Source organism: Streptomyces sp. BHT-5-2 (genome assembly GCF_019774615.1).
Taxonomy (GTDB): domain Bacteria; phylum Actinomycetota; class Actinomycetes; order Streptomycetales; family Streptomycetaceae; genus Streptomyces.
In genome coordinates, this window is record NZ_CP081496.1 from 3,780,251 (window position 1) to 3,792,615 (window position 12,365).

Consider the following 12,365-nt stretch of genomic DNA (forward strand, 5'->3'; position numbering starts at 1 on the left):
CACCTGGTCAACCGTCCGTGCAGAGCCACTAGGAATGACGAAGTGTCAGGTCAGGACTTCTTGACCACGCTGGACTTGAGCTGCATGGGGCCGAATCCGTCGATCTTGCAGTCGATGTCGTGGCCGTCCACTCCGTCCACGAGCCGGATGTTGCGCACCTTGGTGCCCGCCTTGATGCCGGCGGGACTGCCTTTGACCTTCAAGGTCTTGATCACGGTTACCGAGTCGCCGTCCGCGAGGACGTTCCCGACTGCATCCCGGATCATCTTGCCCCCGGTTTCACCGGCGGGTTCAGCGGACGCGCGTGACCACTCGTGTCCGCACTCGGGGCAGATCAGGAGCGCGCCCATCTCGTAGGTGTACGCACTGGAGCACTCGGGGCACGGCGGCAGATTCTCGGTCACGGGGACAGTGTATTTCAGGTTGCAGCGGGATCGTGAATTGCAAAAATATGCAATTGCCTACATGCTGTAGCGGTCGTGCCCGTAGTAGCCGCGGGCACGACACCTATGGAGTGCCCCGTCGATGGCGGGGCTGTGATTTGAGTGATCGAGGGCGTTCGTGCTGGTCCCGCTGTATCAGGCCAAGGCAGAGTTCTTCCGGATGCTGGGGCATCCGGTGCGTATCCGCGTGCTGGAGCTGTTGCAGGACGGGCCTATGCCGGTGCGGGGCCTGCTCGCGGAGATCGAGGTCGAGCCCGCGGCGCTGTCGCAGCAGCTGGCGGTGCTGCGACGCTCGGGCATCGTCACCTCGGCACGCGTGGGCTCCACCGTCGTCTACGAGCTGGCGGGTGGCGATGTCGCGGAACTGATGAGGGCGGCGCGGCGGATCCTCACCGAGATGCTGGCCGGGCGGAACGAGTTGCTGGCCGAGTTGCGGGATGCTGAGGTCGGCGCCGAGTGAGCACTCCTCTGCTGGGCCGGGCCTGGGGCCCGGTCCGTTCCCTGCTGCCTGGTCGCGCTGATCTGGCGGCGATGGGCCGCAATCCACGGCGGGATCTGCTGGCCGGGCTGACCGTGGCCATTGTGGCCCTGCCCCTTGCCCTGGGTTTCGGTGTCTCCTCGGGGCTGGGGGCGGAGGCCGGGCTGGCGACCGCGGTGGTCGCGGGCGCGCTGGCCGCGCTATTCGGTGGTTCGAACCTGCAGGTGTCCGGGCCGACCGGGGCGATGACCGTGGTCCTCGTACCGATCGTCGCGCAGTACGGGCCAGGCGGTGTGCTCACCGTCGGACTGATCGCGGGGCTGATGTTGGTCGCCCTCGCCGTGGCGCGGGCCGGTCGGTATATGCAGTACGTGCCCGCGCCGGTGGTGGAGGGCTTCACGCTCGGGATCGCCTGCGTCATCGGCCTACAGCAGGTGCCCAACGCGCTGGGTGTGGCCAAGCCGGAGGGTGACAAGGTCCTGGTGGTGGCCTGGCGTGCGGCCGAGACGTTCGTACGGCACCCCGACTGGACGGCCGTCGGCCTCGCGCTCGCCGTGGCCGCGATCATGCTGATCGGTGCCCGGTGGCGGCCGGCCGTCCCCTTCTCCATCGTCGCGGTGATCGCCGCGACTCTTGCTGCGCAGCTCTTCCACTTGGACGCTGCGAAGCCGATCGGTGACCTTCCGGCCGGCCTGCCCGCACCGTCGCTGTCCTTCCTCGACCCGGGTGCGTTCGGCTCCCTGCTCGCCCCGGCGGTGGCGGTGGCGGCGCTGGCCGCGTTGGAGTCGCTGCTGTCGGCGTCGGTGGCGGACGGCATGACCGTGGGGCAGAAGCACGATCCGGACAAGGAGCTGTTCGGGCAGGGCTTGGCAAACCTCGCCGCCCCGCTGTTCGGTGGCGTCCCGGCCACCGGAGCCATCGCCCGTACCGCCGTCAACGTGCGCACCGGCGCGGGCTCCCGGCTCGCCGCCCTCACACACGCCGCCGTCCTCGCCGTGATCGTCTTCGCGGCTGCGCCGCTGGTCTCCAAGATCCCGCTGGCTGCGCTGGCCGGTGTGCTGCTGGCGACCGCGGTCCGCATGGTCGAAGTCGGATCACTGCGGGCGATGGCGCGGGCAACCCGCTCGGATGCCGTCGTCCTGGTGCTGACCGCTGTGGCCACCCTCGCCCTGGATCTGGTGTACGCGGTGATCATCGGCCTGGTGGTGGCGGGCGCGCTGGCGCTGCGGGCAGTGGCCAAGCAGGCCCGGATGGAACAGGTCCCCTTCGCACCGCACCTGCCCGGTGAGGACCGCGAGGAGGAACACCCGCTGCTGGCCGAGCACATCGTCGCCTACCGGATGGACGGGCCGCTGTTCTTCGCCGGCGCCCACCGCTTCCTGCTGGAACTGTCCGAGGTCGCCGACGTACGGGTGGTGATCCTGCGCATGTCGCGGGTGACGACCATCGATGCCACCGGCGCGCTCGTCCTCAAGGACGCCGTAGAGAAACTGAACCGGCGCGGCATCATCGTGATGACCTCCGGCATACGGCCCGGCCAGCGTCAAGTCCTGGACTCCGTCGGCGCGTTGGACCTGCTGCGCCACGAGGGCCGGGAGTACGACACCACCCCCGAGGCCATCGCCGGCGCCTGCGCCCACCTGCAGTGCGCCGGAGTCCTCCCGATCCCCGCCCAGAAGGCCGCTCCCGTCCCCGTGATCACCGAGGAGTCCCCCCGATGACCACCCCACCCACCGCCGCGCGCCGCATGGTCGACATCTCCGGCGAGGAAGCCCTGTACCTTCTCGCAGGCGCCTCGCTGGGCCGGTTGGTGTACGAGCAGCGGGATGTGATCGCCGTTCGCCCGGCCGTGCATGTCCTGGAGTACGGGCGGCTCATCGTCCGCACGCCTGTCCCCGCGGCTACCCTGGCCGCCCGGGTCACCGTCACGTACCACGCCGATCAGATCAACCCGACAACGGGCACCGGCTGGGCAGTGAGTGCATCCGGACTTGCCGAGGTCGTCACCGACCCCGGCGAGACTGGCCACTACCGGCGCACCCTGTCGGGCTGGGTCCACGGCCCGCACGACACGCTGCTGCGTATCCATCCGCAGACCGTCAACGGCTACCGCTTCGCACACGCCGCCGGTCCCGCAAAGGCGCCGCCTGGCGCAGGAAGGCCCTCGTCCCGGTGACCGCCCAGCCCGTTGTCCTGCCGATGCGCTCTGTGCTCGTTGCGCCGAATGTTCCCGCCTCGGTCCGGCTGGCCCGCGAAACGGCCGAGCTGACCTATGCGGGCTGGCGCATCAGCCTCGGTCATCCCGTCCTTGGGCCGGCCTTGTTGGTGCTCAGCGAGCTGGTCACCAACAGCGTCCAGCACGCCGCTGAGTGCTCGCCCCAGATCACTGTCACCTACGCGGCAGGCGCCGACGTGCTGGCCTTCGCCGTCCACGACCGCGACCCCTACGCACCCGATCCGCTCAGTTTCCCCCAGAGCCCCGGAGGACTGGCCACCGTCGCCGAACTCACCGCCGAATGGGGCGGCACCTGGACGGTCCGGCCGGACGCGGACGGCGGCGGCAAGAGCGTATGGATCACCCTGCCGCTGTGACCTGGGCATCCTCTCGCTGTCCGGCTACCTCGGCCCGCAAGACACCGTCCGCTTCGCAGGTGCCATCTCCTGGGTGCTGGCACGCGGGGCCGGCCCGGTGGTCCTGGACGTGACCGCGCTTGAGGGGTGGACGGTGGCCGGCCAGGCCGCGATTGCCGAGGCCGCCCGGCAACTGGCCGCACACGGCAGGCCGTTGGAACTCGCCGCGATTCCCGCGGACGGCTCCCTCGTCCCCGATGAGACGTGCCCGGCGCTGCCGGTGCATCACAACCTGGACACTGCCCTGCTCGCCCGCCCCATCGCGGGGGCGTCGGGTACGCGGCAGCAGTGGCGTACCACCGGCTGGCCGACCGACGCCCTGATCAGCCACGGCTGGCCTGCGGGGCCGTAGGCCGCGGGGGCAGGGGGCCGAGGTGGGTGGCGACGCGGTCGCGCAGGAGCAGGTACTCGTTCCAGCGGCGGGGCAGCGGGCCGAGGGGCCGTTTGACGATGCGGGCCCCGGTGACGGTCTGACCGTCGGTGAACTGCTCCGAGGTGAGATCGAGTTCGATGCCGCTGGGCAGGCGGTTCCACCAGTGGTAGCCGGCCGGCTCTCCGGCATGGTGCACGTCGCCGAGCATGAGGTCGCCGCCGAAGAGGTCGTGGACCACGAGAGCGGTGATGTCGCAGTGCCCCCAGGCGGGGTTGCCCGGCTGCCAGTCGGCGACATCATCGGGCGAGCAGGTGTCGGCGGCCCAACTCGCGCGGAAGGCACGGTCGATACCGATCAGGCTCCACGGTGTCATGCTGTCCAGTGTGCCGGTGGGGACCGACATTCGTCCGCGTCCGCAGCACGCGGCTCCGCCGAACGCGACCAGTGGCCCGGCAGCGACTCCGGAGCATGTCACTGCCGGGCATGGCCTCCGCTCCTCTCCCCACGGAAGGAGGAGGTTCTCAGTCCTGGGGAGCGAGAGCGTCCAGGGCGGTGTGGAGGATCGGGCCGGCGCTGCGGGCCCGAACCCACACCATGGCGCCGGCGAAGCGGACAAGGGCTTCACCGCCGAGGTGGCCGGTCAACGTCAGGACCGTCACGTCGCGATGGGTGGTGTACTGCCAGTCCGGACTCATGCCCGTGCCCGACGGTTCGGTGCGGTGGCGACGACCTCGCGGCCGCCCCGGGCGAGATCCAGCCGGATCACTCGTTCGTGTCCGCAGCCGGGGCAGTGGCCCTGCGCGGCCAGGGCGGCAGCGTGGCAGGTCAGACCGCAGGCGGGCATTTGAGAAGAGTGGCGCCTGCGCCGCGCAGGGGCGTGATCCGCACGAAACTCCCTCCGAAGACTTCTGGAGTTGCTAACTTTAGCAATTCGCAAGGTCATGGACCCAGGCAAGTTGGGTGAGGATGGCCGTATGACGTTGACGAATGGGTGGACTCGATGCGCGGGAGAGCGGTCGCCACGGCCGTTGAGGACTGGCGGGAGGCAGGTCCGGTGAGCGCACCGCTGTATCAGCTCAAAGCGGAGTTCTTCAAGACCTTGGGGCACCCGGTACGCATTCGGGTACTGGAGCTGTTGAGCGAGCGTGAGCATGCGGTCTCGGAGATGCTGGCGCAGATGGATGTGGAGCCGGCGTTTCTGTCCCAGCAGCTCGCGGTTCTCAGGCGCGCCAATCTGGTCGTAACCCGTAGGGAGGGTTCGGCCGTCTATTACTCGTTGACCAGTCCTGATGTGGCGGAGCTGCTCAAGGTGGCGCGCACCATCCTGACCGGGGTGCTGACCGGGCAGGCCGAGCTGCTGGCGGACCTGCGGGCCAATACTGCGCAAGGCAAGCCGGGCCGCGCACCGTCGTAGCCCCTTGATCGGCGGCCGTTCCTCATGCGCATCCTGCGCCTGGGGGCAGGGAGGAGCGGCCGCTCCGCGCATCGTGAGGCGTTGGAATCCCTGACGTGCAGGAGTCTGTGATGAGCCTGCTGCGCAAGATCCGTGACACCGGGCGGGTGGCGGAGCCCGCTCCGCCACGGCCGCGGACCGCACCTCCAGCGGAACATGACCGAGCCGCTGCACCCACATCGCCGCACCCGAACTCCCCAAGTACGCGGGTGACTTGCTCGCCGCAGGCCGCCGCATCGCCCTGGTCGCCGCCCACCACGACACCGAGCAGGCCCCTGGCGGCCGGGCCGTTCGGGTGGTCTACCTCTTTACCTCCGGCCCGCCCGATGTCCGCACCGAACTCCACGTCCGCCTCGACGTCGACCGGCCCGAGCTGCCCACCCTCGCCCGCCTCTCCTTTCCCACCGGCCGGTTCGAACGCGAGATGCGCGACCTGCACGGCGTCGTCCCCCTGGACCACCCCCTGCCCCAGCGCCTGGTCCGCCACTTCCACCGGCCCAAAGGCTGGTACCCCATGCGCCCCGACGCCGGCCCCCACCGCCCTTCGCCAAACACAGCGAAAACAATCGGAATTCACAACGCCTCCCACTATTCTTCTTGCATGCCGAGACCCTTGGGTGATCTGGAAGACGTGGTAATGACGCGGATCTGGGAATGGAACCGCCCGGCCACCGTTCGAGAAGTTCTGGAGGATCTCCAGAAGGAACGGTCGATCGCCTACACCACCGTCATGACCGTATTGGACAACCTCCATCAGAAGGGCTGGGTCCGCCGCGAAGCCGAAGGCCGCGCCTATCGGTACAAGGCGGTCTCCACTCGCGCCGCCTACGCAGCCGCACTGATGAACGAAGCATGGTCCACCAGCGACAACCCCGCCGCCACACTCGTCGCCTTCTTCGGCATGATGTCACCGGAACAGCGACAAGCCCTCCGCGACGCCCTAAGGATGGCCCGGGCCGACGATTAGCGAGAACGAAGCCAAGGAAAAAATAGGGCGGTGCCCGAAAAATGACCACGGAATAGGCTCGAAAAATAGAGTCGCGAGCCGAGGTCGACGCCTTGCCCCGACTTGACCTGACCAGCGGCGTGAATTTCGCCCTCTGCGTCACTCGGCACCAGGCCGTTCTGGGGACCGTACAACAATCAGCCATCCCAGTCCGGAAGCAGCGGATACTCGCGTCGCGTCATGAACTCCAAGCTTTTGCTACCTTCCAAACGTTGGCCTGAGCTGGTTCTTCGCAAGATCGGCGGACCCAGGGGTTCAAGGCACGACTGTGAGCTCGTCGCCGTTGGGTCGCCATGCCGGCGCGGGTCCGGTGCGGACCAGTCGATACCCGGTGACGATGTCAGAGCTGATGCGCACGATCTGGTCCATGCCACCGCCACCGTCGACCCACCGAGTCAACAGGTCCCGTTAGCGGGCCAGTTCCGCAGGGTCACTCACCAAACTCGCCGTACCGGTAACGCCCCGCACCAGCCGGTCCGGGTGGCCGGGGCGATCTCGTCGGCCTCATACGCGACAACACCGCAGCCCGCGTCCGATCCCACCGGGGACAGGCTCTTGCGGCTACGGGTCACCACCACCCAGCCGTCGTCAACGAGATGATGGACCAGACCGATGGCGGGCAGCGTCTGATGGGAGAAGACCACATGCCCCGCCGCGACCCCGGCCAGCCTGTCCAGGCACTGCGCACGCGAAAGCTCAATCCTGCGCGCAGGTCCGGTTGGCCTGGCGCTCACGAGGACTCACCAGGGAGGTCCAAAGGCTGCGTGCTGCGACGTATGCAGTCGCGCGCTCGGAGAGTCTCAGTCGCGATGCTTCGGCTGCGGGCATAGGTGATCAAATGCGCTGTGGCGTCTTGGGCATGGGACGCCGAGCCGTCCCAGACCACCAGTACTTGACGGCTGGAACAAACGAGACGTTCATCGGCGCTCCTACATGCGCTCCGATCCACCGGGTCGTACGGAACCAGGCGCACATGCGCGGCGAGGAACAACAACTCCCCGGCCGCCGCCCGGTCAGGGGCCGGGAGCAGCGCGGGCACCGAGCCCTGCGAAGGCAGTACGACCACCAGCGGCAGACCGGCCTTGCGCGCGGCCCGCCCGGCCACAACCGGCAGTCCCCGACCGGCCCGCACCAAGACCATCGAACCCGGCTGGGCCAGACGTTCGAGGCTGTCGCCCAGCTCGGCCTCCAACGGCTTCCACGTCTGCGGGGTGAGGTCCGTGTGACCCACGACAGCGATCACCGTCCTGCGCCTTCCCTTCTCCAGCATGATTGGGCTCGGCCACCTACTTGCCGGCGTGACTACCGAGGTAAAACAGGAGCGCCAGAAAACCGAGCAGGAGGTGACTGCCGGCGATGTAGATGAACACCCGCCAAGACGCACCCCGCTCCTTCCGCTCTTCGGACATCCCACCGCCGAAGGACGGTTCGGGTATCGAGTGATCGTTGGCCTGGTTGTCAGGCATGGCTGCTCTCCTGGGGTGTTGGATATCAGGGCCCGGTGATCCAGTAACGGGTTGTATCCGGACCGGCGGCCCCGTCTGTCCGGCCCACCGTGACCAGCATGGTGACCTCGTCGAGCTCCGCCTCAGGCGACGGACAGTCTTCGTCCGCACGCAGGTACGTGACCGCACAGCGCAGGAAACAAGCCTCTTTCCACCATGGCTCACCGGGCATCGGCATCGGGGATGAGGAAACGGGCCAGGACGTCCTTGCCGTGGCCGGCCCAGTCGGGCTCGACGGTGAGTGTGCCGTTGAACCACGCGGTCAGCTCGGCAATGGTCCGCAGCCCCACGCCCACCGCATCGCCTTCCACTTTCGGGATCCGAGGGTCTCGGTCGGCCACACCGATCACGAGCTGCCCGGCACCGACCGTGACCCCCCCATCCGCCGAGGGCGACCGGTCCGCAGCGTGACGCAGCACATTGGCCACCAGCTCGCTGACCACCAGCAGCGCCACGTCCGAAAGCAACGACTTCGGGGCGATACCGAACTCGGCAAGCCTCGCGTCCGCCTCCCGCCGAGCCATGCGCACCGCACCGGGCTCGACGGCCACGGTGAACACATGCCGCCGCACCTGCGGCAACGTGTGCTCGCAGGCAGCGGTGGGCGAGATCTCCTGCCGCCGCGGCAGGAAGCGACCCACCCACCTCACGACGCCCCCTCCCCCACACCCGCGCCAGACTCCCTCAGCTGGGCGAGAAGGTCCTGCTGTCCGGCCAGCAGCTCCACGAGGATCCGCCGCGCCGCCCCCAACAGCTCCGCCACATCCCCACCCGCCAGCTCATACACCACGGTCGTACCGCCGCGCGTCGCGGACACGATCCCCGCCCGGCGCAACACCGCCAGCTGCTGCGAAAGGCTGGACGGCTCGATCTCGATCGCCGCCAGCAGGTCGCGCACCGGCATCGCCCCGTCCTGCAGCAACTCCAGCACCCTGATACGCACCGGATGCCCCAGCATCCGAAACAACTCCGCCTTCGCCTGATACAGCGGAACCCGCACCCCGTTCACGCCGCGCCCCCGTTCTCGCCCTCCGAAGCGACACCGAGATCCACGCCGAGATCCACGCCGAGGTCGCGCGCTATCCGCAGTGCGTCTTCGAGCTCGCCCTCGGCCACGGCCGCCTCGTACGTGTCCTCGGCCTCGTATGCCTCCGCGACCGCGGCCCGCGCCCGACGTACCCGCTCCAGCACTGCTTCGGTGAAGCCGCCCACCCAAACCTCCACACGCAACCGGTTCACTGTTACGACAACTAGCGAATTGAAGAACTCTGCAAGTCTAGGCCGTGGTCCCCCGCGCGGGACACATCCGGGGACCTCTTCGCAGCGGAAGTCGACACGGGCACCGCCTGCGGATCTTCGGGAGTGCCGTGACGACCCGACCGCCGTTCTCGACAACGACCTGACCCTGCCCTGACGGCCAACTGCCGCCCACACCATGAAGAGACAGCCAGCGTCAGCGGAGCTTCGCCTACCCCCACACCGGCGGGGCGGCGCGCTGGGGAACCTCGCGCTGATCGGCGGCCGTGGGCCACGGTGTAGATCACCGGGCAGGGCGGGTTCCGGGGGATGCCGGGCTCGGCTGCGCCCATGACCGGTCCCCGTCTACGAACCGTCGGCGGTCGGCATGGCATGAGGTCGCTGGAGGGGCGCCGCCCGTAGACGTGCTGCGTGCGGGCCGGCTCTCGCCGGTACCGTCGACGTGCTTCAGCTTCGCACAGGCCGCCGCAAGGTCGCGCGCGGCGGCGCGCTCGCCCAGGTCCTCGACACCCACCGGTGCGACACCAAGATCCTCATCCGTACCGATCTACCCGCTCGTGAAGGAGCCGGCCGCCGGCGATCGAGTGGCGCGGACAGTACGCCTCCAAGATCCTTCACAGCCCGTCGGTCGAGCTCTTCTGCGGCTGACCGACGTCGGTGCCGGGCCTGCTGCCAGGAGGCCCGGCACCACCCGGCGTCTAGGGAGTACCGATGCGCACGACTCCGATGGACTCCGGTTCCGGCTCCAGCCCTTCGAGATCATCGTCAGCGTCTTCGAAGCGTCGCACGGCCTCGGCGACCTCATGGTCGCTGGATTCGACGCAGAATTCGTTACCCTCCGGGTCAGCCAGCACCACCACCGCCAGGCCGCAACTCCGGTTCGTCCACCGCTTCTCGATGACTTTCGCGCCCAGGGCAGTGAGCCGGGCAACCTCGACTTCCAGCGCTCCGTCAACAGGGTTCAACCACAGTCGCGTCCTGCTCCGCGACCGCACCGGAGCACGTTCCTCCACCAGGTAGAGCCGCATCTCCTGCTCGCCGCGCGGAGCAATGTTCACCCCGTCCGTCCCAGGCTCGATGGAGGCATCCAGGACGGCGCTCCAGAATTCAGCCAGCTTGAGCGGATCTGTGCATTCCAGCTCGACCACACGCATCGTCAGGCCCATCTGCCGAATGTACGCCCAGGTTGCCAAACCGGCAGTCGCGCCGGCGAATGCAACCACCACTGCAACCTTGGAGCAGTACCTCGCGCTTGATCACGAGGGAATCTCGGTTCTGCGGCCTCCCGTTGTGCAGTCTTGCTGACCCACAACTGGCAGTCGGGGACCATTCGAGAGATGCCGACAGCGACGCCCCGTGCGACGTCAAGAACTCGACGGCCTTCCGCAGCGTCACGGGGGTCCCGATCTCGGCCCGCTTCAACAACTACTCCCCGCCGTGGAGGCAGCTTCCAGCCTGGCACCTGATCAAGCTCACCTCTCCCCCGTTCCGGCCAAACTCACCCGACCCCACGCCGCAGCGCCCAAATAACGGATCCCAAGGGATTCACCAAGCCCATCCGAGGACCTGCGCATCATCCAGACGCTCATTACCGAAGCTGAGGCGCAGGGACATGTCGCCCCGCTACACCCGCAACATCACCACTGACCCGGTGTCGATGGAAGCCGAAGAGGCACTACGCCCACATCAGCCCGGGTCGCCGTCCCCATGCACATCCAGTTGTTACCCAGGTCCCTCGCGTCCCCCCTGTCCTTCGCCAAGCTGAAGAGGCGTACGGGCGTCGATGGTGGCGTCGACAGTCGCGCCCCAGCAGGCCACCTCGGGGCAGGAGGCGGTGAGCTTGGCCAGGAGCTCGTGTTGATCGGCCTTGCGGGTGTCGGGCCTGGTCAGCAGCATCCGGGCGAGCCGGCACGGTATTTGGGGACGCGGAGCATGCGCTCGGGCCGGTCGGCGCGGGCATAGCGTTCGACGGTGTTCAGGGCCAGTTGCAGGCGGCGAGCACATCGAGCAGGTCCACGCCCTGGCCGAGCAGGCCGTGGACCTGGTGCCGGCGTACGACGGTGGTCTGGGCGCGGGGTCCGTCGTGGATTGGCGCGTCCAGTGCGGTGGTCCAGCAGGCGCTGTGTGCTGTGACCTCGCTCCGTGCGGCAACGGACCTTGGCCGAGGAGATCCTTTATGCCCGGGAGTTCACCAGCGGGGACGACCGCGTGGCCGCTGTCAGCGTCTGGAACGTCCACTACAACTACCACCGACCGCACAGTGGAGCAGCTGGAGCGGCCGACCTACGGCGCCGCATCACGGCTCCAGACGGGTGGCATCAGCCTCCAACCCTTCTACACCTGGATATCCGCAACTTCTGCGAAGAGGACGAGTTTCGGGAGCGACTACTGCGGCTGACGAGCCGCGGGTGGCTACCCTCCTCGTGAGACGAGTCTTGAAAGGATCATGTCGAGCATGACGATTGCGGACATAGCCGTGGTGACAGGCGCCAACCAGGGAATCGGACGGGAGGTGGCCCGACAACTCGCCGCTGCGGGGATGGTGGTCTATCTCGGTGCCCGAGATCTGGCACGAGGCCGCGCTGCCGCCCGCGAGTTGTCGACTGAAGGCGACGTGCGGTTCATGCCTCTGGACGTGGCAGACCAGTCGCAGGTCGATGCCGCGGCCCGGACGATCGAGGCAGAGTGGGGCAGGCTCGACGTACTGGTGAACAACGCGGGCATCGGAGGCACCCGCCCGGCAGTGGAGGAGACCACTGCCGACGATTTCACGGAGGTCATGGACGTCAACATGCTCGGCGCGGTCCGGACCACGCACGCCTTTCTGCCTCTGTTGCACAAGGCCCAGCGTCCGCGCATCGTGAACGTCTCGAGCGGCCGCGGATCGTTCACCGTCAACGACGACCCGGAGCGTATGGAATCCCGGTTGCAGGGCCTGGTCTACCCGGTCTCGAAGGCAGCCTTGAACATGCTCACCTACCAGTACGCCCGCGCCCTGCCCGGATTCCGCATCAACGCCGTCGATCCGGGGTTCACCGCAACCGCGCTCAACAACCACACCGGCACCAGCACGCCCGCGCAGAGCGCCGCGACCATCGTGCGGCTCGCCCTGGCGATCGAAGGGCCCAGCGGACGGCTCCACGACTCCACAGGCCGGGTCGGCTGGTAAGACTTGTCCCGCAGTCTAACTTTGAGTTGACGCGGGCTCGGCTCGTTGGA

At 68.2% G+C, this 12,365-nt stretch carries 19 protein-coding genes and 2 pseudogenes; 10 read left to right on the top strand and 11 right to left on the bottom strand.

All coding sequences use genetic code 11. The features are described 5' to 3' along the window. Nucleotides 1–50 precede the first annotated feature (50 nt). Nucleotides 51–404, bottom strand: coding sequence for a zinc ribbon domain-containing protein YjdM (locus K2224_RS16810; RefSeq protein WP_221907308.1), 354 nt, complete (start codon nt 402–404; stop codon nt 51–53). Between the two features lie 157 nt (nt 405–561). Here K2224_RS16810 and K2224_RS16815 point away from each other — a divergent pair, with 157 nt between their 5' ends. From K2224_RS16815 to K2224_RS16835, 5 genes are all read left to right on the top strand, one after another. Continuing rightward, on the top strand, nt 562–903 hold the full coding sequence (locus tag K2224_RS16815; RefSeq protein WP_221907309.1) for a metalloregulator ArsR/SmtB family transcription factor: 342 nt from the start codon (nt 562–564) through the stop codon (nt 901–903). After that, nucleotides 900–2,642 carry a SulP family inorganic anion transporter gene (locus K2224_RS16820; protein WP_260692698.1) on the top strand — a complete coding sequence of 581 codons (1,743 nt, stop codon included), beginning with the start codon at nt 900–902 and terminating at the stop codon, nt 2,640–2,642. The genes K2224_RS16815 and K2224_RS16820 overlap by 4 nt, the downstream gene beginning before the upstream one ends. Further along, on the top strand, nt 2,639–3,097 hold the full coding sequence (locus K2224_RS16825; RefSeq protein ID WP_221907310.1) for a pyridoxamine 5'-phosphate oxidase family protein: 459 nt from the start codon (nt 2,639–2,641) through the stop codon (nt 3,095–3,097). Before K2224_RS16820 ends, K2224_RS16825 begins: the two co-directional genes overlap by 4 nt. Nucleotides 3,098–3,120: 23 nt before the next feature. Beyond that, on the top strand, nt 3,121–3,513 hold the full coding sequence (locus K2224_RS16830; RefSeq protein WP_221907311.1) for an ATP-binding protein: 393 nt from the start codon (nt 3,121–3,123) through the stop codon (nt 3,511–3,513). 73 nt (nt 3,514–3,586) lie between these two features. Continuing rightward, nucleotides 3,587–3,904, top strand: coding sequence for an anti-sigma factor antagonist (locus K2224_RS16835; RefSeq protein ID WP_313904778.1), 318 nt, complete (start codon nt 3,587–3,589; stop codon nt 3,902–3,904). Here K2224_RS16835 and K2224_RS16840 read toward each other — a convergent pair. Both K2224_RS16840 and K2224_RS16845 read right to left on the bottom strand, forming a co-directional pair. Next, nucleotides 3,876–4,298, bottom strand: a complete 423-nt coding sequence (locus K2224_RS16840) for a hypothetical protein (protein WP_221907312.1) — start codon at nt 4,296–4,298, stop codon at nt 3,876–3,878. The two genes, K2224_RS16835 and K2224_RS16840, sit on opposite strands and share 29 nt — an antisense overlap. Before the next feature lie 148 nt (nt 4,299–4,446). Further along, nucleotides 4,447–4,620, bottom strand: a complete 174-nt coding sequence (locus tag K2224_RS16845; protein WP_221907313.1) for a hypothetical protein — start codon at nt 4,618–4,620, stop codon at nt 4,447–4,449. Between the two features lie 359 nt (nt 4,621–4,979). On the opposite strand from K2224_RS16845, the gene K2224_RS16850 reads away from it, so the two are divergent. The 3 genes and pseudogenes from K2224_RS16850 (at nt 4,980) to K2224_RS40585 (ending at nt 6,345) form a co-directional block, all read left to right on the top strand. Beyond that, nucleotides 4,980–5,339 (top strand): metalloregulator ArsR/SmtB family transcription factor, encoded by a 360-nt coding sequence (locus K2224_RS16850; RefSeq protein WP_221907314.1) that lies wholly within the window; start codon nt 4,980–4,982, stop codon nt 5,337–5,339. Nucleotides 5,340–5,592: 253 nt separating this feature from the next. After that, a pseudogene (locus K2224_RS41395) lies at nt 5,593–5,895 on the top strand (NADH-quinone oxidoreductase subunit C); the annotation flags it as partial. Between the two features lie 84 nt (nt 5,896–5,979). Beyond that, complete coding sequence (locus tag K2224_RS40585) at nt 5,980–6,345, top strand: BlaI/MecI/CopY family transcriptional regulator (RefSeq protein ID WP_260693471.1); 366 nt, start codon at nt 5,980–5,982, stop codon at nt 6,343–6,345. A gap of 769 nt (nt 6,346–7,114) precedes the next feature. Here K2224_RS40585 and K2224_RS16860 read toward each other — a convergent pair. The 8 genes and pseudogenes from K2224_RS16860 to K2224_RS41690 all read right to left on the bottom strand — a co-directional run. Then, nucleotides 7,115–7,654, bottom strand: a complete 540-nt coding sequence (locus tag K2224_RS16860; protein WP_221907316.1) for a hypothetical protein — start codon at nt 7,652–7,654, stop codon at nt 7,115–7,117. A 16-nt stretch (nt 7,655–7,670) separates the two neighbouring features. Further along, nucleotides 7,671–7,850: a DUF6126 family protein gene (locus K2224_RS16865; RefSeq protein ID WP_260692699.1), complete on the bottom strand. Its 180-nt coding sequence runs from the start codon at nt 7,848–7,850 to the stop codon at nt 7,671–7,673. Nucleotides 7,851–8,050: 200 nt separating this feature from the next. Beyond that, nucleotides 8,051–8,530 carry an ATP-binding protein gene (locus K2224_RS16870; RefSeq protein WP_260692700.1) on the bottom strand — a complete coding sequence of 160 codons (480 nt, stop codon included), beginning with the start codon at nt 8,528–8,530 and terminating at the stop codon, nt 8,051–8,053. A 5-nt stretch (nt 8,531–8,535) separates the two neighbouring features. Then, the gene (locus tag K2224_RS16875; protein WP_221909756.1) at nt 8,536–8,889 is read right to left on the bottom strand and encodes a helix-turn-helix transcriptional regulator; all 354 of its coding nucleotides are present in this window, start codon (nt 8,887–8,889) and stop codon (nt 8,536–8,538) included. A gap of 5 nt (nt 8,890–8,894) precedes the next feature. Next, complete coding sequence (locus K2224_RS16880) at nt 8,895–9,113, bottom strand: hypothetical protein (RefSeq protein ID WP_260693472.1); 219 nt, start codon at nt 9,111–9,113, stop codon at nt 8,895–8,897. Between the two features lie 731 nt (nt 9,114–9,844). Continuing rightward, nucleotides 9,845–10,312: a VOC family protein gene (locus K2224_RS16885; RefSeq protein WP_221907317.1), complete on the bottom strand. Its 468-nt coding sequence runs from the start codon at nt 10,310–10,312 to the stop codon at nt 9,845–9,847. Between the two features lie 556 nt (nt 10,313–10,868). Beyond that, complete coding sequence (locus tag K2224_RS16890) at nt 10,869–11,042, bottom strand: hypothetical protein (protein WP_221907318.1); 174 nt, start codon at nt 11,040–11,042, stop codon at nt 10,869–10,871. Nucleotides 11,043–11,053: 11 nt separating this feature from the next. Continuing rightward, a pseudogene (locus K2224_RS41690) lies at nt 11,054–11,292 on the bottom strand (ISL3 family transposase); the annotation flags it as partial. On the opposite strand from K2224_RS41690, the gene K2224_RS16895 reads away from it, so the two are divergent. Together K2224_RS16895 and K2224_RS16900 are read left to right on the top strand one after the other, a co-directional pair. Further along, on the top strand, nt 11,289–11,573 hold the full coding sequence (locus tag K2224_RS16895) for an integrase core domain-containing protein (protein ID WP_399018784.1): 285 nt from the start codon (nt 11,289–11,291) through the stop codon (nt 11,571–11,573). The pseudogene K2224_RS41690 and the gene K2224_RS16895 sit on opposite strands and share 4 nt — an antisense overlap. A 28-nt stretch (nt 11,574–11,601) precedes the next feature. Further along, the gene (locus tag K2224_RS16900; protein ID WP_221907320.1) at nt 11,602–12,315 is read left to right on the top strand and encodes an SDR family NAD(P)-dependent oxidoreductase; all 714 of its coding nucleotides are present in this window, start codon (nt 11,602–11,604) and stop codon (nt 12,313–12,315) included. The last annotated feature ends 50 nt before the right edge of the window (nt 12,316–12,365 follow it).